This is a genomic window from Pseudodesulfovibrio sp. JC047, from assembly GCF_010468615.1.
Classification (GTDB): Bacteria; Desulfobacterota; Desulfovibrionia; order Desulfovibrionales; family Desulfovibrionaceae; genus Pseudodesulfovibrio.
Genome location: NZ_WUEH01000033.1, coordinates 1 through 26,404, shown reverse-complemented (window position 1 = coordinate 26,404; position 26,404 = coordinate 1). Strand labels below are relative to the sequence as shown.

General features: G+C 54.5%; 34 protein-coding genes and 1 pseudogene. 3 read left to right on the top strand and 32 right to left on the bottom strand.

Annotation, left to right across the window (positions count from 1 at the left end):
* Positions 1-106: 106 nt before the first annotated feature.
* The 32 genes and pseudogenes from GO013_RS15895 to GO013_RS15740 all read right to left on the bottom strand — a co-directional run bounded on the left by GO013_RS15895 (position 107) and on the right by GO013_RS15740 (position 25,287).
* Complete coding sequence (locus GO013_RS15895; protein WP_163812871.1) at positions 107-1,072, bottom strand: hypothetical protein; 966 nt, start codon at positions 1,070-1,072, stop codon at positions 107-109.
* On the bottom strand, positions 1,072-1,665 hold the full coding sequence (locus GO013_RS15890; RefSeq protein WP_163812869.1) for a putative phage tail protein: 594 nt from the start codon (positions 1,663-1,665) through the stop codon (positions 1,072-1,074). The genes GO013_RS15895 and GO013_RS15890 overlap by 1 nt, the downstream gene beginning before the upstream one ends.
* Positions 1,665-2,720, bottom strand: a complete 1,056-nt coding sequence (locus GO013_RS15885) for a baseplate J/gp47 family protein (RefSeq protein ID WP_163812867.1) — start codon at positions 2,718-2,720, stop codon at positions 1,665-1,667. Before GO013_RS15885 ends, GO013_RS15890 begins: the two co-directional genes overlap by 1 nt.
* Positions 2,720-3,136 (bottom strand): annotated as a pseudogene (locus tag GO013_RS15880) (phage GP46 family protein). Before GO013_RS15880 ends, GO013_RS15885 begins: the two are co-directional and overlap by 1 nt.
* A gap of 27 nt (positions 3,137-3,163) precedes the next feature.
* The gene (locus GO013_RS15875) at positions 3,164-3,760 is read right to left on the bottom strand and encodes a phage baseplate assembly protein V (protein ID WP_203529671.1); all 597 of its coding nucleotides are present in this window, start codon (positions 3,758-3,760) and stop codon (positions 3,164-3,166) included.
* Positions 3,754-4,791: a phage baseplate assembly protein gene (locus tag GO013_RS15870; protein ID WP_163812866.1), complete on the bottom strand. Its 1,038-nt coding sequence runs from the start codon at positions 4,789-4,791 to the stop codon at positions 3,754-3,756. The genes GO013_RS15875 and GO013_RS15870 overlap by 7 nt, the downstream gene beginning before the upstream one ends.
* Positions 4,784-6,097, bottom strand: coding sequence for a DNA circularization N-terminal domain-containing protein (locus tag GO013_RS15865; RefSeq protein WP_163812864.1), 1,314 nt, complete (start codon positions 6,095-6,097; stop codon positions 4,784-4,786). Before GO013_RS15865 ends, GO013_RS15870 begins: the two co-directional genes overlap by 8 nt.
* On the bottom strand, positions 6,094-7,989 hold the full coding sequence (locus GO013_RS15860) for a tail tape measure protein (RefSeq protein ID WP_163812861.1): 1,896 nt from the start codon (positions 7,987-7,989) through the stop codon (positions 6,094-6,096). The genes GO013_RS15865 and GO013_RS15860 overlap by 4 nt, the downstream gene beginning before the upstream one ends.
* 111 nt (positions 7,990-8,100) lie before the next feature.
* Complete coding sequence (locus GO013_RS15855; protein ID WP_163812859.1) at positions 8,101-8,478, bottom strand: phage tail assembly protein; 378 nt, start codon at positions 8,476-8,478, stop codon at positions 8,101-8,103.
* Positions 8,478-8,846 (bottom strand): phage tail tube protein, encoded by a 369-nt coding sequence (locus GO013_RS15850; RefSeq protein WP_163812857.1) that lies wholly within the window; start codon positions 8,844-8,846, stop codon positions 8,478-8,480. Before GO013_RS15850 ends, GO013_RS15855 begins: the two co-directional genes overlap by 1 nt.
* 9 nt (positions 8,847-8,855) lie before the next feature.
* Positions 8,856-10,322 carry a phage tail sheath subtilisin-like domain-containing protein gene (locus GO013_RS15845; RefSeq protein ID WP_163812856.1) on the bottom strand — a complete coding sequence of 489 codons (1,467 nt, stop codon included), beginning with the start codon at positions 10,320-10,322 and terminating at the stop codon, positions 8,856-8,858.
* Between the two features lie 3 nt (positions 10,323-10,325).
* On the bottom strand, positions 10,326-10,535 hold the full coding sequence (locus GO013_RS15840) for a DUF2635 domain-containing protein (protein ID WP_203529670.1): 210 nt from the start codon (positions 10,533-10,535) through the stop codon (positions 10,326-10,328).
* A 12-nt stretch (positions 10,536-10,547) separates the two neighbouring features.
* Entirely contained in the window at positions 10,548-11,093 is a 546-nt protein-coding gene (locus GO013_RS15835) for a hypothetical protein (RefSeq protein WP_163812854.1), read from the bottom strand.
* Positions 11,093-11,566, bottom strand: a complete 474-nt coding sequence (locus GO013_RS15830) for a phage virion morphogenesis protein (RefSeq protein WP_163812852.1) — start codon at positions 11,564-11,566, stop codon at positions 11,093-11,095. The genes GO013_RS15835 and GO013_RS15830 overlap by 1 nt, the downstream gene beginning before the upstream one ends.
* Complete coding sequence (locus GO013_RS15825; protein WP_163812850.1) at positions 11,563-11,994, bottom strand: DUF1320 domain-containing protein; 432 nt, start codon at positions 11,992-11,994, stop codon at positions 11,563-11,565. Before GO013_RS15825 ends, GO013_RS15830 begins: the two co-directional genes overlap by 4 nt.
* Positions 11,994-12,407 (bottom strand): HI1506-related protein, encoded by a 414-nt coding sequence (locus tag GO013_RS15820; RefSeq protein ID WP_163812848.1) that lies wholly within the window; start codon positions 12,405-12,407, stop codon positions 11,994-11,996. The genes GO013_RS15825 and GO013_RS15820 overlap by 1 nt, the downstream gene beginning before the upstream one ends.
* An 11-nt stretch (positions 12,408-12,418) precedes the next feature.
* Positions 12,419-13,315, bottom strand: a complete 897-nt coding sequence (locus GO013_RS15815) for a Mu-like prophage major head subunit gpT family protein (RefSeq protein WP_163812845.1) — start codon at positions 13,313-13,315, stop codon at positions 12,419-12,421.
* Between the two features lie 10 nt (positions 13,316-13,325).
* On the bottom strand, positions 13,326-13,730 hold the full coding sequence (locus GO013_RS15810; RefSeq protein ID WP_163812843.1) for a hypothetical protein: 405 nt from the start codon (positions 13,728-13,730) through the stop codon (positions 13,326-13,328).
* Complete coding sequence (locus tag GO013_RS15805) at positions 13,731-14,822, bottom strand: phage protease (protein ID WP_163812841.1); 1,092 nt, start codon at positions 14,820-14,822, stop codon at positions 13,731-13,733.
* Positions 14,823-15,227: 405 nt separating this feature from the next.
* Complete coding sequence (locus GO013_RS15800) at positions 15,228-16,487, bottom strand: phage minor head protein (protein WP_163812839.1); 1,260 nt, start codon at positions 16,485-16,487, stop codon at positions 15,228-15,230.
* A 3-nt stretch (positions 16,488-16,490) separates the two neighbouring features.
* The gene (locus GO013_RS15795; protein ID WP_163812837.1) at positions 16,491-18,035 is read right to left on the bottom strand and encodes a DUF935 domain-containing protein; all 1,545 of its coding nucleotides are present in this window, start codon (positions 18,033-18,035) and stop codon (positions 16,491-16,493) included.
* Positions 18,035-19,399 carry a terminase family protein gene (locus GO013_RS15790; protein WP_163812835.1) on the bottom strand — a complete coding sequence of 455 codons (1,365 nt, stop codon included), beginning with the start codon at positions 19,397-19,399 and terminating at the stop codon, positions 18,035-18,037. Before GO013_RS15790 ends, GO013_RS15795 begins: the two co-directional genes overlap by 1 nt.
* The gene (locus GO013_RS15785; RefSeq protein WP_163812833.1) at positions 19,396-19,938 is read right to left on the bottom strand and encodes a DUF3486 family protein; all 543 of its coding nucleotides are present in this window, start codon (positions 19,936-19,938) and stop codon (positions 19,396-19,398) included. The genes GO013_RS15790 and GO013_RS15785 overlap by 4 nt, the downstream gene beginning before the upstream one ends.
* 2 nt (positions 19,939-19,940) lie before the next feature.
* Positions 19,941-20,249 carry a hypothetical protein gene (locus GO013_RS15780; RefSeq protein ID WP_343219586.1) on the bottom strand — a complete coding sequence of 103 codons (309 nt, stop codon included), beginning with the start codon at positions 20,247-20,249 and terminating at the stop codon, positions 19,941-19,943.
* A complete protein-coding gene (locus GO013_RS15775; RefSeq protein WP_163812812.1) occupies positions 20,242-20,571 on the bottom strand; it encodes a hypothetical protein in 330 nt (109 codons plus the stop codon). Before GO013_RS15775 ends, GO013_RS15780 begins: the two co-directional genes overlap by 8 nt.
* The gene (locus tag GO013_RS15770; RefSeq protein ID WP_163812831.1) at positions 20,568-21,209 is read right to left on the bottom strand and encodes a hypothetical protein; all 642 of its coding nucleotides are present in this window, start codon (positions 21,207-21,209) and stop codon (positions 20,568-20,570) included. Before GO013_RS15770 ends, GO013_RS15775 begins: the two co-directional genes overlap by 4 nt.
* Entirely contained in the window at positions 21,206-21,775 is a 570-nt protein-coding gene (locus GO013_RS15765) for a transglycosylase SLT domain-containing protein (protein ID WP_239057919.1), read from the bottom strand. The genes GO013_RS15770 and GO013_RS15765 overlap by 4 nt, the downstream gene beginning before the upstream one ends.
* Positions 21,776-21,842: 67 nt before the next feature.
* On the bottom strand, positions 21,843-22,190 hold the full coding sequence (locus GO013_RS15760) for a putative holin (RefSeq protein ID WP_343219585.1): 348 nt from the start codon (positions 22,188-22,190) through the stop codon (positions 21,843-21,845).
* Positions 22,191-22,388: 198 nt separating this feature from the next.
* A complete protein-coding gene (locus tag GO013_RS15755; protein ID WP_163812827.1) occupies positions 22,389-22,730 on the bottom strand; it encodes a hypothetical protein in 342 nt (113 codons plus the stop codon).
* A gap of 187 nt (positions 22,731-22,917) precedes the next feature.
* Positions 22,918-23,808: a DUF4747 family protein gene (locus GO013_RS15750; RefSeq protein WP_163812824.1), complete on the bottom strand. Its 891-nt coding sequence runs from the start codon at positions 23,806-23,808 to the stop codon at positions 22,918-22,920.
* A 139-nt stretch (positions 23,809-23,947) separates the two neighbouring features.
* Entirely contained in the window at positions 23,948-24,847 is a 900-nt protein-coding gene (locus tag GO013_RS15745; RefSeq protein ID WP_163812823.1) for a hypothetical protein, read from the bottom strand.
* A 95-nt stretch (positions 24,848-24,942) separates the two neighbouring features.
* Entirely contained in the window at positions 24,943-25,287 is a 345-nt protein-coding gene (locus GO013_RS15740) for a helix-turn-helix transcriptional regulator (RefSeq protein WP_163812821.1), read from the bottom strand.
* Positions 25,288-25,411: 124 nt separating this feature from the next.
* Between GO013_RS15740 and GO013_RS15735 the strand changes: the two genes are divergently transcribed.
* The 3 genes from GO013_RS15735 to GO013_RS15725 all read left to right on the top strand — a co-directional run.
* Positions 25,412-25,636 (top strand): DNA-binding protein, encoded by a 225-nt coding sequence (locus GO013_RS15735; protein ID WP_163812819.1) that lies wholly within the window; start codon positions 25,412-25,414, stop codon positions 25,634-25,636.
* A gap of 14 nt (positions 25,637-25,650) precedes the next feature.
* The gene (locus GO013_RS15730) at positions 25,651-25,947 is read left to right on the top strand and encodes a DNA-binding protein (protein WP_163812817.1); all 297 of its coding nucleotides are present in this window, start codon (positions 25,651-25,653) and stop codon (positions 25,945-25,947) included.
* Between the two features lie 74 nt (positions 25,948-26,021).
* Positions 26,022-26,404: hypothetical protein (locus GO013_RS15725; RefSeq protein ID WP_163812814.1), on the top strand; the 383-nt coding region annotated here is incomplete at its 3' end.

Sequence of the window (26,404 nt, the reverse complement as noted above, 5' to 3'; positions counted from 1 at the left end):
GATATTTTGCATCTGTGATTTTTACGGCATCACTAGGAATTGTGGGATGAAAATTTGAATCATAAAATCCGCCTGTACTTCGACTATAGAAAATCATGGTGTCCTCCTAATAACCGATGGCGAACCATCGAAATGTGCAGGTGAAGTTTTTTGGGTTAACATCAACATCAGAGAATTTAATTTCACAGCCGGAAGATGAAGCGGAGAAGAGACCTCCTTGGACTATGATAGTACCTGGTTCGATAGCTATCGCAAAGAATGAGATTAAAGCTGTCGGAAATGCAATTGGAAATACCACGGGTATAGTCTTATATGCCTGGTTGGATAAATCTATTGTGCCGACACCCCACTGCAATATCAGCCCGTTTGGAGTGCGTGTCCATCCGGTACTCCCCAACGAAGAAGACCACTCAGGCTTTGTCAAACAAATCATTGCCGAGCCTGTACAATACCAGCGATAGATGATTTCCGCATTTTCCCCGGTGGGTAAGATCGGAATATTCCCTTTGTAGGCAGCGTCAAAAAAAAGAGTTCTTCCTCCTGTTGTATCCTGTTTTACGCGGAAGGTATAAAGTCCACCAGCCTTCATATTGAGGGGAGAGGCTAAGGTGACATCTTCAGTCAAAGTAACCGTTGCTGTTTGTACTTTATCTAAATCCCATACAATTAAACCATCTTTGATGGTAATGGATTCCTCTGGCAAATACTGTTGAGCTGTCCAAGCATGGGGCGTGCTGAAAATGGAAAGTAACCCTTTTGGGGTGACTGCTTTAGTGTCATTTGTCCCTGATTGTATTTCACACGGCGTTGCTAATTTAAGAATTCCCTTGACGGCGGTGGCGGCATCCGGCGGGGTTAAATCCGTCGGGATCATGGAGACAATGGCATCATAGAGCTGTGTCAATTCGGCTCCGGATGGTTCCAGCCCGGCAGCTTCGATCACCTTCATGATTTCATCCTGTACCGAGTTCAACCATTTGGCATCGACCACAGTGGCTGGAATCCCTTGAGCCGGATTACCTTCGGTGAACCGATTGTTCTCGGTTGCTGTTGCGTTATCAATTCGTTTCATCAGTCCTCTCCGTATGCAAAGATTAACAAGGTGTGGGCCGGGGCAATCCGTGACATCTGACATTCAAACTGTTTGTTGCCCCAACTGGCCAGGGGATCACCAGCGGAACTTCCGCCAGCGGTAAAAGGCTTTATGGTTTCTTTCGGGCCGCGCATGCACCAGGTATGCGTCCACGGTCCATTGGTCAGGGCATCACCGGCCGAGGAATGACCGGCCCGGAATGGTCTGAACTCTTCCACTTCGGCGAGTACGCCGATTGTGGCGGCCGCTTCTTCATAATAGGCGCGACTCTGACCGCCTTGGGCGGTAAGAACCAAATGGACCGCCTCACGGCGTTCCTGAATTGTTGCTGAAGCTCTGGAGCATTGCCCGGGCAGGCCGCAAACGCGTTCCCAATCGGGTAATAGTTCAAGTGACGTCCGGGGGTCGAGTTCGGTCAACAGGTCATCGGTGCGGCCGTCAACGCGAGACAGTTCATCGGCCATGGCCAGCAGGAGCATGGACCATACGCTATCCGCGTCAGTCGGCAGGGCCGCACCGGGCGGAGCCAGCGCCAAAAGCTGGGCCTGATATTGTTCGGGTGTCATGGCCATTACAGGTCTCCCCAGGTAATGGTGCCAAGTACGGCGATTTGTCCGGTGGAATGGGTGATGTTGTTTGCGGGTGTCTGCAACGCATGGTCTGTTTCGCCCATGGCAATGGATATGGCTTCCCGCAAATGGCTGACCAGGATAGTTGCGCCCGGTATGGCCTCACGGCGTAACAGGTCGGACAGCTCGGCGGTGACCGCCGCCCTGACGGGGGCTGTGTTGGGGGTTAGGTTGATTTGCGGATTCATGGGCACAGCCACGGGAGCTACAGCTATCACCTCGGCAGTTACGGGCCGTACATTATCTATATAGGATTGCACCGCCGCCACGGATTCAGCAGCCGGGATGCCATCAATGGTCAGGCCGTCGGTCATGATTCGCACGGTCACAGTGCCGTCTCCCAACTCGCGCGGATATGCCCACGCGCGGGTTACGCCGGGGACATCCAACGCCCATTGCACATAGTCGAAGGTAGCTCCGCCATGTGGGGCCTGACGAATTCTCGCCAACAACCTGCCGCGCAAGTCATCGTCGCTTTCAACGTCAGTGCCTCCGGCCAACTCGCTGGCAATCGCCGTACTTTGGATACCGGCAACCGGCGAGGGCAACCGTAGCACCGCTCCAACCGACGTATTGGATTCCACACCAGCCTGAACGGCCTCAATGGACACTATCGCCGAACCATCGGTAATTACGGCCTCGGCCATGGTTTCATATTCAAAACCATCGTTACGCTTCAGGTAGGTGTTGGCCGGGATCACGCTGCCGCTTGTGCCGGTGAATATTGCCGTGCCTGAGGCCTTTGACGCCGACTTGCGATTTTTGCCCCAAATGGAGGCCCAACGCTCAAGCTGTTCGGTCTCTGCCGTGTCCGGCATCCCTTGCAAGGCAATCCAATCAAGATAGCCATAGAGACCATGCACGGACCCCGCTTGCATCTTGGCCAGGATGTTCAGCAGCATTCGGCGCAAGCTGGCATCGGCCCCGTCAAGACGGCTTTCGATGTCGGCCACGCTCCTATTGATCAGATCCTTGAGGCTCGGACGGTCAAAAGGCATTACATTTTCTCCCAAAGATACTCGAATTTATAATCAAGGGCGGGAGCATCCGGACGAACGATCCTGACCAACAAGCCAAGAACGCCGGTGCGAACCCACCACGTTTCAACGGATACGGACTCGGCAACGCCGTCTTCCACCATCCAGTCCAGGGCTTCCTGGGCGTATTCCCTGGCTCTCATCCGGACGGACGGGAGTTATTTCTCGCGGCTGAGCAGCCACAAACGGGAACCGATTTCATCCCCCATGACATCCGGGTAGGCGTCCGCCCACCAACCGCGCCGGTCACCGGAGTTGTCCGGCAGGATATCGTCGGCCTTGGCCCTGCGGTCCACAAACAAGGAGAGAATGACAGCGGTTTTCAGACCATCGTCGCGGACGAGCTGTAAGTCTTCCAGAGCCAGGTCTGCGCCCATCTCTTTCCAGATCAATCCGGCATCCATCTAATCTACCTCCGGCGGCTGAATTCCACGCTCTGTCCCTGCAACAAAAGTCGAACCTTCATGGTATGTATCGGTATGCCATGTTCCGTTTTTAAAAATCAGAGCTTCGCCGTAACCAGCTACGTCCGTTTCACGGCGTGTTCCGGCATGCAATTCCAACTCTCCCAAGGACGCAATTCGAACACGCTCCGATCCCTCAAGGTCCAATTCCCGTGCGCGCATTTGGATAATGTTATTCCGCTTGAGTACGATACGGCAGCCTCCTTCATTCGTGTCCTCGTCCGTGTAGAGAGCTACTTCACCGCCCTGAAGGCCTTTGAGTCGATAACGGCGATCGTCAACGTTGATGACAACGGTGTGGGATCGATGACCACCAACGGACAGGGTTATGGCTTCAGCTCCTTGGTGCGGAACAGAGGTGAAGCCGTACTGCTGGAAGCGTTCAAGGCTATCAAGGAGTTCCTCGCCGAGAATCCGGGTCTGGAGTTCCTGGAGCGTCGTGTCATCATCAATCATGACCAATACGGCCCTGGAGACCATGAGCGTCAGCCTGCGTCGGATAGGTCTGAGCATCTTTTCAAGGGCGCGAATCACCATGCTTGTTCCTCTCCCGGTTCAGGCAGTTCAATACGGTCAAAGGCTTGGCGTGGCAGAAGGGAAAGCCCCGTGGTGAAGCCCCGTTCAGTCAGCATCAGGTCAACGCCCACAATCAGACGATTTTCATTGATGCCAAGATATGAATCACGGACCGGCACGATGAAGCCGGGTTGCCAAAGTCCCCCGGAATGGAACCAACCGCGCACCGTGTAATTGACCCGCTTGCTTCGGCCGAACCGTACATTTCTCTCCCATTCGGCGCGGTCATTGGCCGCTGCTTCGTCGATTTGTTCTTCGGCCAGGATAGTCAGGGGGCGATGACGATTGACAGCGGCGTCCTTGGCCGTGCCCATGGGGTGGGCGGCGGCTTCGGTATTCCATTCGTCGGTGCCGGACATTTGGCCCTTGACCTGATAGCGGCTGAATCGATCTCTGTGGGAGGTTTTGCCATTGGCTTTCAGAATGTTTTCGCCAAGCTCAAGAGGTGTTTTAATTCGCCGCGTTCCGGCCCGGTCAATGACGAGGTTGCCAAGCCCGTCGGAGAGCAACAACACCGCCCGTATCCGGGCAGCGGATTCCAGGGTTTCAAATATGGAGTCACCTTCGTTGTTCTTCAGGCGCGAAAACGAGCCGCCTACGTCGGTAGACACCTTGACGCCTACTCCAAATGGTTTGCATAACTCCTCGGCCACTTCGGCCAGAGTTCTGCCGGAAAATTGTGTCGAGGGTGCCGAGCAGTCGACCAGGTCACCGGTTTTATCACGGCCCGAGACCGTGATTCCGTGGCTTTTGGCATCATATTCGATGGCAACGTCATCCACATGACCAGCGATGATCGGTGTCCCGTCAATGCTTACGGTACAGGCGGCCCCCGGATTGATGGGACGCACCGTGTCCTGCCCGGACCAACGGTCCTTAAGCCCGAGTTCAAAGGTTGCGGCCAGTTGCTCCAGGCCTCGCCGAATGGTTATCCGCTTCCAGCCGCCGAATTCGCGGCCGTCGATCGTCAGGCGCACGTCCGGGTTAGTCATTGGTCAGAACCTCCAATTTCACGCCACCAGGCACGGCCCCGGGGTGTCGAACCTTGTTGCGTGTACAAATTTCATCGGAACGGGTCGCGTCCCCATAAATCGTGTGGGCCAACGCCAATGAGGGCAATGTTTCGGCCGGAACAAATGAGGTGAGCCTCGGCAGACCAGCGCGACTGGCAAAATCCTTGACCACGGCCACTCGCAAATCGGTCAGGGACAGATAAACGGGATCGGTCGCGGTGGCGGCTTCATCTTCCAAGCTGTTGGCCAGGACGTCGCGGACAGTTTGGGCATCATCGAAAGAATCAAAGGTCATGACCGAAGCAGCAACGGCCGCTTCGGTCATGGACGCACGCCGAATCAGACCGGACACGGCCTCGGCATTTTTGACGGCCTTGGTTCCCATTGTGGACTGGGGTGATGCTGCTGGGGCTTGTATGGAGTAGGAAAAAAGGTCCTTGGTCAGGACAATAGGGTCAGAGACACTCGGGAAGGGCCGGTCCCGTTTGACATGCGTATGCGCGGTACCCGCGTGATCTGTCTTTCTATGAAAAAACCCCAGAAAACTATTGGTCAACGTATCCGGTATGCTGAATAAAGAGGATAACGCTGCATAATTGCCAGGATACAAATTGGAAACCACACCCATAAGACGATCAGCCAATGCGCCAGGCATGTTTATCAAGGATGACAGTTCGGATCGAATGGATGAAATATTTGAAGCGACTGATCTGGCGAGCTCAAGAGGCACTGATGCGTGATCGATGACAGACCACACAGAATCAAGTGCTGAATGAACAAGCCCCTTTGCCTCAAGCCGAATCCACTCCGGTCCTTTGATGTCAAACATTTCTAAAAAATTATCTTTTGCAGACGTTTTCGCCGCAACTGATGTTTTTTTGACGGCCCAGGACGTATCAACGGTTTCGTCGGGTTGAGGATTTTTACCTGCCTCACAAAAGGATATAGAGAACGTGGCCATGCCACCCTTGTCCGTGGTTTCCCGGACACGCCACTCTTGCACGGCAACCGTGCGGGAACCGAAATACGGGTGAACAAGTCCGCCGGGGCCATAGGCATCAAGCGCCTCGATAAGCACGTCCCGAGCCTTCATATAATCCGGCCCCAGAACATACGCTTCAATGCTGAACAATTTCGCTTTACGCCCCAAGTCTTCGGTGTTGGGCGCGTCGCGCAACGGGAATTCGTCCAACACGATCCGGCGACCGCCGGTCAGGGTGTGATCCTTGACGAAAAAGGGCTTGCCTCGGAAGCTCGCGTCGCTCAGTTGCTCTTTCCAGCTCATCGTCCAACTCCCGCCATATACAGGCCCGAATCAACGTCCAGTTCCATGCCCTGGGCGTCCATTTCAGTCACCCTTGTACGGTCTTCACTGATTTCAATGCGCATTTTTGCTTCGGGTTGTTTCGGTGTATCCGGTTCGGTCAACCAATCACCCACAACGTCACCGACCCAACCACCAGCCATGGAACCAAGCATTCCACCGACTGCCGTGCCGACCCCGGGCAAAATGATTGACCCTATGGTTGCGCCAAGCACACCGCCGCCGACACTGCCAGCGGTGGATATACCGGCTTGGGCCGTGCGGCCCCATTTTTGGGAACTTGTGAGTGATTCGTCGGTCATGATGTCTGCCACATCGATCACGGAACCAACGGCGGCAATAGCCGCACCCGCTCCGCCCAAACCTCTGGAAAGGCCACGATGTCTGCCGAGAAATTTAGAGCCTCGACGAAGCCAGCCGCCGCGTTTTTGAGATCGCCCGCTGCTTTTTCCGGACTTTCCGGAGTCACCTTGCCAACCGCCGCCGTATTCTTCCGGCATCATGCTCATTTGCCGATTGACAACATAAACCGGCAAGGGAAGCTTCATACCACCAAGACCGGCGGCCGCGTTGTTAACGCCGCCTTTTCGTCCGAAAAGGGATCGTGTTCCGGTGTATGCCTTTCGGCCCAGAACCAATGCGCCCAGCCCTGCTGCGCCGTATCCCAGCACGGACATGGCCGTATCCGCACCCTCGGACCCCATAGCATTGAGTGCATCAGCGGCCATTTGAATAGGGCCTGTCAAATTGGAATCCGCAAACTTGGACCAGGCGGTATACAGTGCGGTCATGGATGAGGCCGCATCGTCAGCGGCACGGGCTGAATCTTCCATTAGCTTTGAACCATCGCCTTGTACGTCCATGAATTTACTTAGGCTGTCGAGTTGTCCACTCTTCAAAAATTCGAAGTTGGCCTGATTGAAAGCACGGACGGCTTCAGCATCGAAAAAGCGGCCCAATTTAACCTTGTCGCCGCCGACTTTGACGATAATTTCCTGCATCAATTCATTGATGGGGCGCAAAACGCGCTTGCCCTGTTCAAGCTTTTCCGGATCAAAAATTTGTAGGCCCAGTTTATGCAATTGTTTGAGTTTTCTTGGATCACTCAAAGTCCGTAGAGTTGCTTCAAAGGCCGTAGCCGCCACTTCGGGCACGCCGGTCCCTTGCATAATCATTTGTAAGGCCGCTCCCATCTCTCTCATGGCCTTGGGACCAGACCGCCCCATAGAAGTATAAGCCGTGACTACGCGCGGGCCGAGTGATGCGAGATTTTGCAAGGTAAATGCGCCCATTTTACCTTGCTCGGTCAATGTATCCAAGGTTTGGAGTACAGCTTCCGAAGACGTGATTCCCTGCTTTTGAAGTTCAGCCAACAAACCGCCGATATCCTGTCCTGCCGCGCCGGTTGCCTGAATGGCAACGCCGATATTGTGGATATTGTCCTCGGCAAATTTGAGATCACCGGTTCGTTCCACAATAGTCTCAATGGCCGATATGATTTGACTTGGATCAACTCGAATATCCGGTGCTTGGGCGGTCTCGTAGATACGTTGTTTGAGTTCGTCCATTCTTTCTGCGGATGCCGAGGCCTGGATGCCCAAACGGGTGTACCGTTTTTGCAATCCCATCAACATGTTGGCCGTGCCAACACCGGCGGCTCCAGAGACCATGGCGGTATATTTATTCCCCAAGGAATCCATGCCACGCCCGACGGCCAGTGTGGACCGACGCAACATCTGCATGCTGCGCGATCCACGCTTGGCCATATTGGTGATGGCGTTGGAGTAACTCCTGGATTTACTCTGAAGGTTGCCCGCCAGATCCAGGATAACGGATGTTCGCAAGTTGCTCATGATGTCCCAAGGTGTTGAAAGTATCTGATCATTCGTCGAAGGGGCAGCCCGTGCAGTTCCGCTTCGGACCATCCCGTCATTCTGGCCAAACGCAGGACCAGCCGCTCAATGTCAGCCGTCCTGCTCGCCAGTTCGCCCCCGCATCGCCGTCCGAGCTTTCAGGGCTTCGGCTTCCGTGGCCGCATCCATGGCGTCGGCCTTGAGTTGCACCTGATTCAAGTCATAGACCGACAGGCGCTTGAGCGTGACCAAATCAACGGGGCCATCCACGTTACCAATTTTGACAACCTGACGGCGTAACACTCCCATGCCGACCAGCGTGGGGCTGGCAACGAGTTGGGGGCCGTCAGCGGTCATGACCAGTTTTTCGGATTCTTCCTGGGCTTCGATGACATCTCCGCCCGTGGCTTCACGCAACACGATTTCGTGACAGTCGTCTTTGCCGATCGTGACAGGCGTTGTCAAAGATATGGTTTCAGTGAGTGGCATTAATCCTCCTCGCAGGTAATGGCGGACATTTTGATGGGGCATTCGCCGCCTTTGGTTTTGAGCTTCAGGGCATCAAGCACGAATGCACCGGTCAGGACCCAGCGTGCGCCGGAGTCCGTTTCAAAGATCACGGTGGCGTTGTCGATGGCCTGAATTTCGGCCAGGGATGTTTCCTTGGTGTGATAGATGGTGCATTCCATTTCCGGCTCGACCGTGGATTCGGTGAAACCATGGACCTTGCCAGCCCCCTTGACCGGCTCGCGTTTAACGCCGCCGGGTTGCAGAGACGCATCATCGGCCGTTTTGTACTCGCGCCCGTCAAAGCGAATAATCGCCTTGCCGGTAATCTGGTTGGGATTGTTGGACATGATTATCTCCTACAGAATGAACTGGATCTGCTCGGCAAAAATGCGGAGCTGGTTGATAAGATCGGGCGGACTCAGAACGTTGACACGGTTGCGGTCGTCAGCGTCACGTTCCACGAGTAGCCCCTTTTTGTACTGGTCGAAATTCTCCACCAATCCCTTTGTCTCGAGCTCGCGGAACAGAGCAAGCAGCTCGGCCCGAATAATGGACGGGGTGACAATCGCCTGACCGGGACCCAAGCGGGTTCCGTCATCGGCCAGCTTGTGGCGCGGGAACTTCTGCGTGATTCGTGCGCGGGTCGCGTACCGGATATAACTGAGCGTGGCCGGTGTGGTGACATCCAGATAGCTCGGATCGGGCAGGCCATAGGCATTCTTTTGATATGTCGTAATGGCGCGCTCGATGCGGACAAGACCGCCGGAGTCGACGGTAAAGGTGGACAGGCCATCATATAGCAGGAGGTTGCGTTCTTCCATGGTCCAGCGCTCGCCCTGGGTCGGGGGCATGATGCCCGGCAAGACCAGCGTCTGGAGCGGCCGGGCCGGATCAATGGACAGGGAGCCGGACGCGACAACGCCATAAACGGCGGCCCATATCCACGGCGGCGTGGGAGACGCACCGGTGGGCATCGTGGTTCCCAGATGACCATTACGAGCATCGCCCCAGGTCGCGGATTCCGAATGGGTGCCGCGAATGGCGGTGTAGGCGATGCCGTCTTTCATGTTTGTCGGTCCCCAGCGGTCCAGCAACTCGGCTTCCAAAGCCACCATGTTGCTGCCGTCAGTCCAGGGAGAAACAATACCGTTCCACCACTCGTCGCCGAACCCGGCAATGGCGTCGGTGATATCGGGGTTGGCCGCGCCGTTGGTCATGGCTGTGACGGCAACGCTCAACCCGGCGGGATAAACTTCGCCCGTGTAGTAGTTGAAACGGATGTCGATATCATTGCCGCATTCGCCCTTGTTCCGTGCGGTCAACGTCACGGTTCCTGTCGCGACCGTGGCCGTGACAGGAAGGTCAAGATCGGCGTTGATGGCATCGACCAAAGCCGTGGCGGCTTCCGCGGATGTGGCCAGCGCCGGGACGGACGCCCGGACCTTTCGACCGGCGATATAACAATTGAGAACGCCGGTACCGGTGGCGGCCCCCGTAAAATCAATGGTGCCGGTCGCGGCGACTCCGGCGGCATCATCCTTGAGCGGGATGCACCATGTTTCCATGAAACGATCCGCTTTCTTGGTGGCCGTGAACATGGCCGCCAGCATGGAACCCCGGCCAAAGAGGTCAATGGCATGGTCCGCACTCAGGACGCGAACGGGTGTGGCCTCTTCAGCGGAGCCGGAAGGAAGCATCTGACCGAGCACAAGCATTTTGTACTCGACGGCCGGAGTGCCTTTGACTGCACGGGAGTTGTCGAATTCGATATAAACCAGCGGCACCCGAAGATTCTCCGGGATTTGGTTGAAGCTGACAGGCATGGCCTATTCCTCCTTGGCAGTTTTGGCCAACGCGTCTTCGGCCTTCTTCACGGCCTGGGCCGTGGTCGTTTCCACATCGCCGTCGCGTAATCGGCGGGTCCAATAACTGACGGCAGGAACGGCCTTGCCGTGTTCGGGCAAAGCTTTGTTGTCGCGCGGATTACGCACGACACGCCCCTTCGTCGGTTTCAGGTAAAGTATCTTCTGGGCCACGGGGATTTCCTCCTAATTCTCGGTTTGAGGCAGGTTGACCTTGTCCTCGGCTACGGGCGCATCGGTCCCAACCGGGTACTTGGCATCAAAGGTTTCAAAAATATCGAGAGCCGCGGTGGACGACTGCCCAAGCTGCATGTGCTGCCGCCAGGTAATGGCCCACATGGCCACGCCGATTTTGTCTATGGAGGCAGCAAAAAGATTGTCCGCACGGACGCTCTCGGGCTTTCCCAGAACGGTATCCATGTCCCAGGTATTTTCAGGAACGTGCCGGGCCAGTACATCGACAATGGACAACGCAACCAGATCACGGGGAGCCTTTGGCATGTCCTTGGCCACAACGAAAATTCCCCAACTCACGATTGCCTCATAGGCCCCGCTGGATTCTTTCAGATCACTAAAACCGAGCACGGCCACAAAGGCCGCCGGAGCCTTGGCCGAGACACGTCGCAATTCCTTTTCATCGAAACGGCCGCCGTGTGAATCACACGTCACGTTGTCGGGGGTTATGGCGTCAAGGTTGTTGACAATGCCGGTGCGCAGAGTTTCCAGACTCATCACATCTCCCGCAGTTTACGATCGACAAAGTCATCGACCAGGGCAACCAGGTCTTCTTCATTTTCGGTAGAAATACCGAGGTAAGGCCGCGCCGGAATTTGTATCCGGCGATGGGTGCCAATCACGCTCATGTCCAGGCCGTACTGCTGGGCAGCGGCATAGACCAAATTGGACCCGACTTCAGCGTGATCACCGGATATTCCGAGGATATGCTCCAAGGAATCGGATAGGTCTCCAGAGGCGATGAGCAGACTATGCCCCTCATGACGGGTCTTGGCATAGCTCTCGGACCACGGGTCCCAGGGCGCGCCGTCCGGGCCTGTTTTTTCAGAATCAATTCGACGCTGCGTCTGGGAGACGACGGCCGCGCCCAGCTCGTCCATGAGCGGGCGGGTGTCCATATCGCCGAGTTGGGCAATCCGGTCAGCCAGTCGGTGCAGGCTGTCCATTGAAACCTGAATATCCATGCTCATGGCAATCCACCGCCGGGCTTGCGGCTAAACACACGGGGCGGCCCGTTGACGATGGCCGGGGAAGACGCCGCGCCAGAGGATTTTTCGAGTTCGGGCAATCCGAGCTGTACTTCGCCCTTGGCAATCCGACGCAGGATCGACCGGGCATCCTCATAGCGGCGACGAATTTCTTCGGTGACCAGGGCGTCGGAGTTGCACATTCTATAAATGGCGATATCCACGGCGACCTGAACCAAGACGGACGGGACGGCCGCCAACGGCAAGTCATAGAGCTTAAACAGGTGCAGATCGATTTCGGAATCAGCGTCCGCAATGGCCCGGCCCGTTACCTGTTCATCGGCAATGCCGTCACCGTCCCGGTCGGCAAGGATCAAAAGTTGATCCTCGCCGTACCGGTCTATGATGTCTTGAGTGGTGGCGTAGGCCATCAATCGTTGTCCTTCTTTTTATACTGCTCAAAGGCGGTGGTCACTTCTTCGCCGGTGACGCCGTAACCGAGCTTCTCTTCCAGAGCGGCCACGCGGGGCGTACCAGCGATGGTGTAGTCGGCTGTCTCGTCAAGCTCGCTGATGGCCTTGACAATGGCCTCGGTCAGCTCGCCAGCGTTTTCCGGCTTGGTTGCCATGGGTGGTGCTTCGAAAAGCGGGCCCTTCGTGGTTTCGACTTTGGACTTGGCTATTTTTTCCTCGACCTCCACGACAATGAGCTGGGGGTCGCTTTTAAGCGTCTTCAACTCGTCGGGAGTGAATCTGTCGTGCTCATGCCGGGAGGTCGTAGTAGAGTGGCGCACGTTGCACCGGCGGAAACCTTCACGCTTGGAGGTAATCTCAATGAACTTCATAGAGCCCTCCATTAAGCGAGCCACGGAGTGACCAGCAGCTCGGCGGTGTCGCGGTAGACATTGGTTGCACCGTTGGCATCACGTTCGGCTTTGAGAACTTCCAGGCCGTTTCCTTCGTTACCGGGGCCGCAGACCAACAGCGTGGGACGAATGCCCAGCGGGTTGCCATTGTCGCCCTTCATGGACATGAGCGCGGCACGAGCGGCCTTGTAGTTGGTCGTGTTCAGCGGGGCCTTGGAGCCATGGGCCATCTGCCACAGGCCATAACCGGCCTCGCATCTGCCATCCACGCCGTAGACATATTCCTTCTGCATGAAGACGTTGCGGTCTTTCTTGTCAGTCATGGAGACGAAATCGAACTTACGGCGCTGTTGGAAGATGATCGGTTTTACGGGCCGGGAAACATCCAACAGGAACCACGGAGCTTCAGAACCGGCTTGCACGTTGGATACGCTGACTTCTTTTTTTGTTTCGGGATCGTAGACGGGGTGATCGGCATCAAAGAAGGGCTGGCCGTCATAGCAAAGGCCGGTGAATCCGTCCTTGAGCAGACCGAAGATCAGCAAATCGGGAAAGGTCTGAGTGTCATAGCCAAGGTTGGCAACCATCGGGTTGTAAACGCCCAACTGATCATCCTCGATGGCCTCCCTGGGAACGCCAACGGTGTTTTCAAAGGTCCGGTTGACGATGGTGAATTTGTGGCTTTTGAGCGCCTGAATGACGCGGTCGCCGAGCCATTCGCGAAAGCCGGTCGTGGCACCGAGCCATGCATAGACTTCCTGAGAAGTGGAGGACGGCACGATCATGGCCAATTTTTCCCAATCGCTGGGCGTCCCTTCGAATGCCTTGTTAAATATGGTCTTGAAGCCCGTGAACAGGGCATTCAGAGTCCCATGATTAATAATCATGTCGAGTCTCCTAGATTTTTACCCAGACGCCGAGATCATCCACGTCCATGATGGTTCCGGCAGCCGGACGGGAGCCGGTGCCATCGGTTTTGGCCAAGGTTTCATCGTCCACCACATAGGCGGTGGCGTTAATGTCCGCGCGCGTGATCTCATCGCCGCCGGTACTGTTGGCGTAGCAAAAGCAACCGCGACGGGTTTCGCAATCCAGCTCACCAGCTGCGCCGTTACGGTTGTCGACGGCTTCTTCGGCGCGGCCCACGATTTTGAGCGCGGCCGTGGCCGTGGCCGGAACAAGATTGCTGTCGGCGTTCAAGGCAGCCATGGATCCGGCAAAAATGATCACGGCGGCAGCGACCGGGAACTTGAAGAGTTCACCGTCGCGCATGTTGGTATTACGGTCTGCGGTCAGGGACATTTACTTGTCCTCCTTGAGGGACTTGACGAAATCCTCTTCGGAAATGCCAAGGTTGCGGCACATGGCTTTCTGGTCATCGGACAGAGAACCGTTGCCGGATTCAGGTTCATTGGGCAGCTTGGGGTCTTCGATGACCTGGGGCGCGGAATCGGCAAATTTCTGGAATTCATCCAGGCCACCTTCTTTGCGGCACATGGACACGTAGAAGTCCTTGCTGGCCGGGGCAATTTTCCCGTTTTTGATGGCCGAATTGACGGCGGTCCCAATCTTTCCTTCGAGGTCGGCCTCGCGTTGTTCCTTGACCTCGGACTCGGCCGTTTCAGCGCGGTTGATAGCCAGATCGTAATCCGATCGGAGCACGTACTTGGTCAGGTCGAGGCTGGCACCGAGGCCCTGAATGTTGTTCATGGCCTTGTCGTCGCCAATCATCGTCTTGACCTGGGCTACGATCTTGTCGGTACCGGCATCCTTTTCGAGGCCAAGGATGGAAAGCAATTCTTCGGGCATGGCCCGGTTGGTTGCCGTATCCAAATCTCCCTTGAGTTTGGAAACAGCGTTTTGAATCTCCTGATCGGATGCCGTTTCCGGCAATCCGAGCAGACGGCACAATGCCTTTTTCATGGTGTCTTCCTCCATGTTTGCCGCCTGCCGATTCAACGCGGTCAGGCGAAGGTTGGGTTTATTGGTCAGACCTGCGGATTCCAGGACACGGATCGCGCGGCCTTCCTTGGTGTAGGAAAAAACGGGAGAGAGGTAGCGGTACTCACGGTTTTCGATCTGGGTACGGGCGCGAGGCGTCCATTCCACCCGCCCCCATAAAGCGCCGTTTCGATCTTCCAGCTCCTTGATCCAACCGGCAGCGGGCGCTTCCTCGCCAGCCACCCCTTTGAGTTCTGTGGCGTGCTCACGATCAATGACCACATCCAGATCAAAGAACTCAAACCGATTCAGGACATGGAACATTTCGTAGTCACCGAATTTCCATTCACGGTCATCGCGTCCCTTGACCACGGGGCCAGCTGGAATCAGTTCGACCCATTCGGGAACAACGGCGGACAGCTCGACATTGAGGGCTAAGAGAAGATGTTTCATGGCGACAGCATGGCAGGCGGACAGGAGCAAGTCCTGTAACAGACGTTACTAAATCGATGGGGTTTGCAGATGGGGATGGTCAAAGGGTGACAAAACGTTGGCGGATGCAGGCGATCAACGGCGTTCAAAACGATTCATGAACGCCCGTGTACGCATTTTCTCTAGAAATTCTATAGATGGGACACCGCAGAGGGGCGAAATGCGTTGTAGGGCAAATTTTGCGCCTTCGGTTTGACGTGACCACCGTGAATGCGTATTATGATTTCAAGCTGGTTGCGACACGGTGATGATTCTCCCGGCCGTAACACGGTGCTTGCACCGGAGTGCTATGCAGGGTTTCCGGTTTAACCGGGTGGGAGGCCCTGCCAGCCAGCGAAGTAAAACCCCTTGCCTCGGCGAGGGGTTTTACTTTTGCTTTTTACGCAGGCGGATAATCTCCCGATCCCGCTTGCCCACGTCAGACGACAAGCGCCGGAAGGATGTCATGAACAGGGCCTTACCGGACTTGGTGGCCTTGACCACCGAGACATAGCCCTCTTCTTCAAGCAGATAGACCAAAGTCCGTGCGCCGTCCTGAATCGTCTCGCCATAATCAATCGCGTCTTGGACAAAGGTGTATTCCTCGAAAGCCAGTTCCGGATGCCGCTTGAGTTGTTTTTCCAAGGTTTCCGGCGAGAACTGAACCAGCCGCGTCCCGCCTCCGATCCGTGCGGCGTCTGCCTCGCTCATAACCGCGATAGGGAAATTGGCCTTTGGTGATTCGGCCCAAGTTCCCAGAGTTTCAAACACGAGTTTTTTGGATATGGCACTGGCCTCGCCGCCAGCCATGGCCATCTTGTCACCGGCAAACTCAAGGGATTTGTTGAGGCGTCCCGTTTGTCCGGGGTTGTAATTCCAACCCGGATCAGTGCCAAACGGCACCTGATGCACTTCACCGGTTCGTTTATTCACCCATTCACGGCTTTTGAGTGCCGGGGCTTCGGTTCGTACCGGAACGCTTGATTGCACCCTGTGTCCGGTGGGCAGCCCGGTTTCCGGGTTAATGACCTGCTCCGGCGCTGGCGCCCGAACTCCATTGCGTTTCAGCCGGTCGTGTTCAGCCTTGGAGACCTGCCGGACATGGCACTTGCAGCCCCAGCCGTTGGGCGTCATGTGAGTTGCCCAGAAGGAATCATCCACCGGCAGCAACAGACCGTGAAAGGAAACATGCTCTGGCCTGTGTTCCCTGGACGGACCGAGTTGATATAAGAGATACGGCAGGCCGGACTTGGTGCGTTGAATGCGCTCCCATTGCCCGGCACTTCTGGCCGTGCGCATGTTGGTCTCATAAATAATCTTGAGGCGTCGCGTACTGCCGAGCTGCACCGTGCGCCTTTTCCCGGTCAGAGGATCAACCATTTCCTTCTCGCCCCACCATCCTTTTTTTTGGAGTGTGGGTTTCAAATCTTTGGCGAAGTCGCGGAAGGTCCGTCCCTCGGCCAAAGCGCGATCCACCTCGGAGCGGATGTCTTTCAGAATATCCATCTTGGTGGCCTTGGCCACGGTGAATGCGGTGGCATGTTCCTCGCGCCAGACATCGCGGTGATCAAACCCCGGCTTCATGCCTTTGGCGCGAAACCATTCCAGGGATTCCTTGGGAGGACGCCTTACGAACTTTACTGCCATGGTCTAGCCCTCGACGTCGCCCAAGCCACACGCCTTGAAGCTGGCCGCTGCAAGGGACTGAATGAATCGTTCATCATCCATGGACAAAACCAAATCACTCAGGCCTCGTTGAAACTCCTCAAAATCAGCGCATCGATCAGCCAATGCCTGTACGGGATTGACCATCGGGTCGAGAATCTCTTCCCACTCGTCCATGACCTCCTGAGCAAGTTGATTCAACTCGGCGTCCGGGTCGATTCGGCTTGTTCCGGCCCGATTGATGGCGCGGTTGATGGCCGGTGACGAAGTCGGAACGGTTCCGATCAACTCCGCCCCTTCGGTCGGGTTTGGAAAGCCGAGCCTTTCACGGACCGCCCGAGCCTCGATGCCGATATTGCCGAGTGGTACCACTTTGGCAAGCACATCGGCCAAAGCTTTGATATCTTCGGGTTCTTCTTCCTTGATCTTGACACGCGGGTATCGAGCCTGAACCCCATAATTGAGATCCACAAACGGCTTGACCAGATCGCGGTTGACCGTGGCCCCAACCTGTCGGCCATCATCGTTCTTAATGTCGAGCCGTACATCGTTATGCACGTTGGCCTGAGCTTGAGAACTACCGTCATCCGTGGTCATGGTCTGACCCAGTACGCCCTTTGAAATCTGACGATCAAGGAACTCGGCAAGGCGCGGGAACAACTCCGGGCCGCCTGCGGACTTTGCCGCTTCAATAAATTCAATGCGCATGGAATCGGGCAGGATCGCGGCCGCATCAGTACCCAGGTTCGCCACGGCCATCTTGAGTATTTCCTTATCCCTGTCCGTGGCGTCCTGACCATATCGGCCCAGGCGCAGCGGCATACCAAAGACCTCGGCAAAGGCCATCCAGTCGGCCAAAGAATACGCCTTGCACATCCAACTGACCGCAGCCAGCCGAGCAATACCGGAGCGGATTGGAATGCCCGATTTCAGGTGCGGCATATGGACGATAAACTTGAATGGCGGGAGCGGTACCCCTTCGAATGTGGCTCCATCTTCCAGAAGGCGGAGCTTTTGTCTGGATTCACGGTCAAAGACGAAAAAGCGGGGATCGCGCCAGACGTATTTCCTGGGTGTCCATTTGGAGTCGGACAGTTCCCACATTATTTCACACGCGGAATAACCTTTGCCCAGGCCATCCAAAAGATCGGTAATCAAACCGGGAAATTCAGGTTCTTCGATCAAGGCCCGGACAGCGTCCGCTATCTCGATATCCTTTTTATCGTCGCTGGCGGGAATGACCGTGGGGTCGATCCCGGCCACGGCACGTTTCCGTGTCCCCATGACCGAGGCATAGTGCATATCCCGTTCTTCCATTTCTTCGGCCAGCAACAGATATTCTCTGGCATCACCCTCGGCCGCGTCCCGGAGGACACGGGCAAGGCGTTGCGGGGTCAATCCCTGGGCAATGGAGCCACTGTCCCAAATGGAACGGACGCCGGTCAGTGACGGTGCGGCGTGTTCCTGCCGTAGCTCGGATTTGACGATGGGTCGGTTTCGATGATCGTAAAGGATGGGAGTCTTGGACATCAGATAATACCTCGGCTGAATCCGGCGGTCACCCGCACGGGTCGTTCAATACTGTCGTGATTTTCATTGGGGGCGTGTTTGGAGACTCCCTCGTAGGCGAAGACTTCTTGCCCTGCATCGGCCGCGGCCAAACCGAGAAAACATGCCCAAGCACGGTCGGCATGCCCCGATGCGTCAGATTCCGCTACGAAGCGAGGCGACCCGGTCGGGGTGCTTTCTCGACGAAGTTTATGAAGGTCGTTTCTTAATGGGGTGTCACCAAGCGGGATACGGAGCGTCCGGTCGTCAAAAGCCTCTTTGCCAAGCGAGGCCATGTAGAGCTTGGTGGCCGGGTTGAACAGGACTCCTTGAACTCGCACTTGACCATGGCGTCGTTTGGCGTCTTCAACCGGTTTTTCACCCATGCCAGTCTGGTCCATGCGACAGGCCACAACGTGATATCGGGCAAAGACTTCATCAAGAAGCCGATCCTGTTCGGCAAATGAAATACGTTTGCGGACAATGACCTCACGGGTCCAGAGCACATCGCCGACTTTTTCAAATACCCAAATGACAAAGAGGTCTCCCCGGATGCCGATGTCGACGCCGACAAAACACGGACCGCCGGTATAGTTGGCCGGGATGCCAGCTCGTTCATGCTCAACGCCGCCGATGAGGTCGTAGGAAAGCCAAGACGAGGCTTCGTCAAGCCATTTGAGTTCATATTCCTGGGCCCACGCATCGTCGTCACCAACTCCGTCCCGAAGTTCCTGAATATTGCGGTCAAGGCCGAGTTCGACAGCCTTATAAATGTCAACGTTATGGCGGCTCCAGACTTTGCCCAGCTTGGCATCAGTCATCAGTTCATAGAACTTGTTCCCTTTTCCGTTCGGCGTGGAAACCACACGCAGTTTGAGGCCAGGCTTGGATATTACGGGGAAAAGTGCGGACCAAATCTTGCGCGAATCGGCATGGAAGGCGAATTCATCCAGAAAGACATTGGCGGAAAACCCGCGAGCCGTATCCGGGTTGGCAGGCAGTGCCGTAACTCGACTACCGTTATTGAGCATGACTTCTTGCGATTTGATGCTGGAACCGTCTTCATAGCGATACCCCGAATCTTCCTCAAAATGCTCAAAAGCCGTTCCCAAAGCGCGAAGGTGCAGCTTCAAGCCCTCATCCATGGCTTCTTTTGCTTGCCGTTCGCCGCGTGACAGAATGACCCAACGTGACCGCTCCTTACGGATATCATGCTCAATGATGTCCTCGGCAATCTCCAGTGTTGAGGAAAACGTCTTGCCAGTTTGGCGGGCGAACATGCCCACCTTGAAACGGGACTTGTCGTCCACCCACTGACGTTGAAACGGATGAAGAATGCCGCTCATGCTTCACCTCGATAGATGGCTTTAATGTGTGAGAGGACATCTTCGGCAGAAGTCTTACCGCCATCTTTCTTGGCTGCTTCTTCAACGGCTTTTACCATTTGTTCTTCGGCTTCCTTACGAGCCTGTTCACGGGCTTCAGCCATCCATTTTTTTTGAGTCACAGAAGCACGGCCTAATTCTGCAATTGAACGGGTAATACCGGCCATGTTGATTTTAGACGGATCGACTTCCATTTCCATAAGTATCCCAAATAATTTCTCCTGCGTCAGACGCATGAGGGCATCATTGATGGCGTTGTCATCATCGGGGTTGGCCAAGACAATGGCACGAGACTGTTCGGTCACCAGCTTGAGCGAAGCGAGGCGATCTTCAAACTTCTGACCATACCGATGGACGGCCGATTTGGAGATTTCGAATCCACGGTCCTTGAGTTCATCAGCCAGTAGACGGTAGTCGGCAAAGCCCCCATCGGCCAAGGCACGGTCGAGCCATTCCTTGACTTCTTTGGGGAGCATATCAACGGCAGAGCGACGCGGCATGGCTACGACCAGTATTTTTCAGGCCGGGCGATGCCGGGTTCGCAATCAATGGTGTACTCGGCCAGATCAACGCCAAGGCGGTTGAGCTTGGCTATCCAGCGGCCGTCCGGTTTCTTGTCCAGATCGATCAATTCCCGTTCGGCCAGGTAATCCAGCTCGCGGCGGACTTCCAATTCGGTTGCATCGGGGTAGACGCCCTGGATAGTCGCCAAAGCAACGGAGTCATGGCACCCCATGGGGCGGGCGTTATTCAGAGTGAGAATGAGTACCCAGCGCATGTGTTCGCGCCGGACGCGTGCGGGATCAACCACGGCATCCTCCCTGGTTGTCTAGTTTGTCGGCAAGACCGTCCAGCTTGGCCTCGATGATGGTCTGATTACGTATCCAGTCTTCACGCCGGACATATTCGATGGGCAATTCGGCCCGCAGGCCGAGGATACTTTTCTCGTTTTCATTGGCCTTGGCCACAGCCTTGGCCGCACATTTCTTTGCATCCTTGGCATCACGATCACGGAGAGCGGTGACGGTTTTCCAGATGGTGAAGACAAAGCCGAAAAAGGCAAGCAGCACGGTTATGCCCATGCTGGTCAATTGCCACACGGGAAAGGATACGACGGAGGTCTCTACACTCATGGTCGGACCTCTTTTGCTTGAAGTCCGGTGGCCCAATCAATAAGCGCGTTGCACTGAGCTTGCATGGCGCGAGCCCATTGCCCATAGTCTCGGGCATGGGCTAAAATATCTTCGGGGGTCACTGCCGGACCTCCCTGAAGTATCCCGGTGTCAACGGCCTGGGTGGTTCCGTTTTCTCCAACAGAACCGGAGGCGGTTCTGGACAGGGGGTCACAACTGTTATCGGTACCGAGGGCAGCGTTGTATGCGCACACCCACTCAGGACCAAAACGGCAAGTGCCATCAGCAGTATCAACGTCTTGACTCGCATGGGCGATCCTTTGGTTGGTCAATTCTTGGGATTGTTTGGCAATAGTTTTCTTGGCTGCCAAATACTGGCGTTCTATATTGTGGGCGTGGGCCGTGACGGTTTCCAGCCGTTGACGGGCCGTTGCCTCCGCAGTCGCCAATGCCTGGGAATGACTCGCGCGGATCGCGGCCACCTCGGCTTGCCGTTCCAGATCAGAGGCAGCGTATCCGGCCCGATACCCGCGCCATGCGGCCAGGGCCACAAGCACGGCCATGAGGATGACGGCACCCAAACCGAAGGCGGCTTTTTTCCAGCCGCCACCGGCCAGTGCCATGGCGTTGAAAATCATGGACACACTCCTTTGCCCCATCCGGCCTTTTCGTAGAGGGGTTCGAGCAAAAACAGGATGCGGCGAGGATAGCCGCGATTTTCCTTGATGGCCCATTTGGCACGACCAGCGTTGACCGTCTCCACATGCTTCCACCAGAGGCGGGGATTGAGGCCTAAGGTCTTGGTTAGTCTGACGTCTCGGCGAAGCCAGCCCAGCCCGCCGTTGTAGGCGGACAGGGTCATGGCCATACGGTCACAACCCGTGGTTGCCTGAATGCGTTTCCAGAGCCACAGGTCGTAGGCGGTCAGGGCGCGTAACGCCCATCCCGGATTGAACGGATCGGCCTTGCCGACCTGCGGGGCCACCTCGGGCAGCCAATTGGCCGTGGGGGGCATGAACTGCGCCAGGCCACCGGCACCCACAGGAGATTTTGCATCAGCGCGCCAAAGACTTTCCTGGTGGAGCTGCGCGGCGAATGTGGCAACGGGAGCAGCCAACCCCCATTCCACACGGGCGCAGCGGATTAATGTCGAACGGTATTTGTAGGCTCGGTCGGGGATATCCAGGGCACGGGCCGAGGACATCCAACAGAGCAACGCGGCCAGGGCAACAAAGACCGCCAGCCACAGATCAAAATGACGACGAAACATATTACAGCCCCAGCCCCACGGCGAGCATGGCGGCGCACACGATTGCGGCGCGCCGGAGCTGGGCAGCGACAAAGGGAATCCATTCATTGGCCGAATCAAGTACGATGACTGTTTCGGGATCGTTGGTCAGCTCTTTGGCTTCCTCCAGAAGGAGGCCGTCAATGTCGAACTTGTGAGGACGGGCATACGGGAACAGCGCACGGTCAAGGCCATAACCGGCCACACCGGCCAGTACGACCAGGGCAACCTTGTATACAATGACGCCGAGTTGTTGCGGGGAGATCAAAGCCACCATTGCAACCAGTGCAACGGCAAGAACAGTTGTCAGGGACATTCGGGGCAATTTCACAACGGGCCTCCGCTTGAAGTTTACGGAGGCGGCCCAGCCAGAAATCAGCAAACCACCGGACCGCCTCCTTTAGAAGGAGCAAGAGAGGCAACGGTAGGTGGTTTGGAAAAAAGTGTATTGTAACGGGTGTTACTAAAACGGGTGAGGTAAAAAAAAGCCACCTGGTTGGGTGGCCTTGGATGTTATTAAATTTAAAGGTTAATCTTTTGGTTTTTGATCGTACCAATTTGCAAAAGTAAGTACGCCGAATGTGGCGGCAAGAATTGTCACTATCGCATAAAACAAAAAAAACGTTCCAACCAAAGAGACAAGGGGGTGTGCCGATATCCCCATGGCACTGGACGCCAAGGCCATAAACAAGGTGATAGCTTGAACGACAATAAAGTGTACAAATGTAGCATTAATCTTCATGTAAATTGACGGGCCACTTTCTTTAGACTCTCTTCCTCTAAGAGCTTCAATGAACTCTGTATCACCGAATCCGACCATGATTACATAGCCGCCAAGAGAGAAACCTAAAATATCCGGGAGGATCGACACTGCCGCCTCGTCCCACAGAAAAGATTCAACCCTGAAACATAAACACAAAACAGTTGTGCCCGCAGCGCACCAGAGATAGGCGGACTTCCAAAGAGCCGCCCACCCTCCATACGCTTCCCAATATATACGCAGGACCTTGGGGCAATGCCGCCTCCAATGCCTGAGCAGGAAATTGAGTTTACACTGATTATGCTTCATTGCGCCTGGTGAACCTCTGAAGATGTTTTTTTGCGATAGCCTTTACACGGGATAACGAGCTTTTTTCAGCAGGATAATAATCGTCGAACACGACAGGATGATCCGAGGTGCTTTTCTCTACCTTCTTTGATTCTGCATCATATCCTTCCGCTTTTACATAGCCGTTTGAAGTAGATAGCTTCATAAAACCTTTTGTGTCGGCATCCGGTTTGATCCCTTCAGCTTTGGCCCCAGTCAAGGCTATTTGTATTTTTCGTGCGTGTTGCTTTTGCATTCTCTCTAACGCATGTTTTTCATCTCCTGAAAAATCATCCGGATTTGGCAAAGTGACGTCCACAAAGAGCTTGGTCAACGCTGGAATCTTTAAAATATGATTAATCGTTTCTTTTTCTGTTTCAACCGTAACTGTGACATCGCCATATGACTCTCTGATTTGCTCATGAGAAAATAAATTCATCAAGGATTTGGCAATAAGCTGAGGGGAGAATGTGACTTTACCATCTCTAGATGGAAAGAATAAACGGTGTCCCCTTGGCAAAAAAACAAAAGGAGCTGTTTTAAGGTTGGGTTTCATCTCTTCTGGAATATTAATAACCGGCTCACCGTCTTCAGAGGTAACAGCTTCCAGTTTCAATAAATTCAGCCAGTCACCGTGGGTATCTATCTCTGTAAATTTATGAAAATGTCCAGAAAGGCCCTTTAAGGGCTTCTTTTTTACAATAGAGATAGGTTTATTAAGAATAAAACTTTCAACCCCACGGTAGCCTACGGGATACTTCAATTTGAATGCGTCGCGGAAGAGCTGTACGTATTTTTTCGGGGTATGAGGGTGGGTAGTAATATTGATCACAGCAACTTCCATTTTTTTCAAAATAGCCATTCCTTGTCCTCCAAAACAGTAACGCACGTTACAGTTTCCATCATTCTGCACAGGACCCTCACCCCGGCACAATCATATAGCGGACCGCCTGACCGCTTACCATTAATCTAAAAAAAGGAGCTTCTCACATTAAGGCCCCTTATTGAATTTGCATGACCAAGTCCTCCCCCGATGCGGGGAATGGACGATCTAAAAATACAGACTTTGCCTGTGCCTTTTGCAAGACCAGGGCCTCACCGGACTCGACAATACCTATTTTTATGTGGTGCCCCCAAGCGCGATATTCACTTGGAATTGTTCCGCCGTCGTCGGCCACTACAAATTTTAGCCAAGTCACGCTCGTGTCCTCCGGCAGACCGGAATCAGGGGCAGACCAATATGGATAATGGGAATCGACTCCCCGAAATGTCATGGAGTCCTGATATTTGAACAGGCCAGGAAGATACTTTTCAAAGGCAGGAACGGAATTACGGACAAGTTTGATGGTTTCCTTAGGCGTGTCCGAGGGCAAGGTCAAAGTGAACACGGGGTCATTTCCGTTTTCTTGTTCGCTGGACAATTCCGTAAGTCCTACCATTTCCTTGGCAAGATTAAGTCCTACACCCGCTTGGACATGAAAATTCATATACTCAGCCCTTAATTTTTCAACAGTCGAGTATCTTTTACCTTCCCTGGTTAATTGATATAAAATATTCCCGGCGATTTTTCCTCTGGCAAAACATGATGCCGCTGCAGAATTTCTTGTTTGTACCAAAATATCATTCAATTCTTTCGGGATATTATTCGGGATATCAATTTGATAAATAGCATAATTACATTGTTCTGCTGCTTTAATGGCTGCTTTAGCAGTAACGGGTATATTGGAGGCTGACAGATTGGCACAAGCCCGCTGAAAAGGGGCATAGGCGGTGTTCATGGTTGTATCCTGAGCCAAAATTTTTTTCTCAAAATCAAAGACAAGCTTTTTGCAATCCGCCATTTCACGCTGGCTGCTACAACCAACCAACAACACCGCCAAAGCTATCCAGGCCAATTTCATTGGTGTCTCCACTTTTATATATTCAATTTTTATATAGCCACCCACCAGCTGGCCCTCTCATCCGAATACAATATCCTAGCGGTCCACCCGACCGCTTAACCTGCCTTTTTCACGTTTTTCCCCGTCTGCGATTTCGCCAGCAGAGCGCTCGTCGTTTCCAAACTCCGACGTCCTTCTTCGGGGCTGGCTCTGTAGTTGGCAATGAGAGCAGACTCCCGCGGATTGAGTCCTTTTGGGGGAAGCCCCCCCATGAGCAACCATTGCGGGTCAGCTCCAAAATCTTTGATTAATATTTGTAAAAAATCGGCAGGAGGCATTCGCTCGTTTTTTTCATAGCGAATTAATGTTTTCCTGCTTATGCCGCAATGTTGGGCAAAATCTTCTTGACGGATATTACCTCGAATACAGGTAATCCGCTGACCTAAGGTATCAGAGGGCATTGTTCTCCATTAGACCAAAAAGTCTCTTGACAAAGAGACCGTTTGGGGACATAACAAATTCACACAAAATAAAAACGAGTTCACACAAACGAACACAAAAAAAGAAAACCCAAAGGATTATCCGATGATTCGTACCTCCGAAGAAGTTCGGGCTGAATTTAGACGCAAAGGTATCTCCATTTCTCAGTGGGCGGTAGCCAATGGCTTCCCCCCGAATCTTGTCTATGAGGTTCTTGCCAAACGGCGCAATCCGACACGCGGACAGACGCACAGGATCGCGGTGACCCTCGGCCTTAAGGATGGCGAGATCGTGAATGATCAGGAACTCGCCACTGCCATGAATGCTTAATTGTGGAGGATCTCATGTGTATTATTTCCCCCTTTGTAAATGTATCTATTGATACCCCTTGGCAAATATCGGAAAAAAATTCTTCACGACTCCTTACTCCTAAAGAAGCAAGAGCCAAGCTTGAAGAACAAGGACTTTCAATTGCTCGGTGGTCAAAATCCAACGGCTTGAATCCTAACACTGTCAGCGACCTCCTTAACGGTCGTAAAAAGGGTATTCGCGGCGAATCTCACAATGCCGCCGTTCTTCTCGGGTTGAAGCATGGCAAAATTGCCAACCACAAAGAATTTGCCACCGCCATCGGAGCATAAGCTCATGATCCTTTCTATACCTACCACAGGACAGGGATGCAATGTCTAATCGACGGTCAAAATTAGACACGCGCATGGTGCAAATGACACTGCCCATGTCCAGCCTGCCTTCACAACGGCTGCAAAGTGGCTCTTTGCGGACGTTTGAGCCTGTCAAAGACGCCCTGAACGCGGCTCTCAAGGGGTGCGGTCTGTCGCGTGATGTGGTGGCCGAGGAGCTGTCCCGGCTGACCGGGCACGAAATATCCGTCCATCAGATCAACAATTGGGCCGCACCCTCCAAAGAGGATCGTCCCACGCCGCTGCATTTTCTTGCAGCGATTACCGAGATCACCGGCAGCCCGGCCCTGGCCGAAGCCGCATTGGAAGGCACGGGCTACAAATTGCTGACCCCGGACGAGGTTGCCTACTACGAAATCGGCAGACTGGAAGCCGAGAAACGGGAACAGACCAAGAG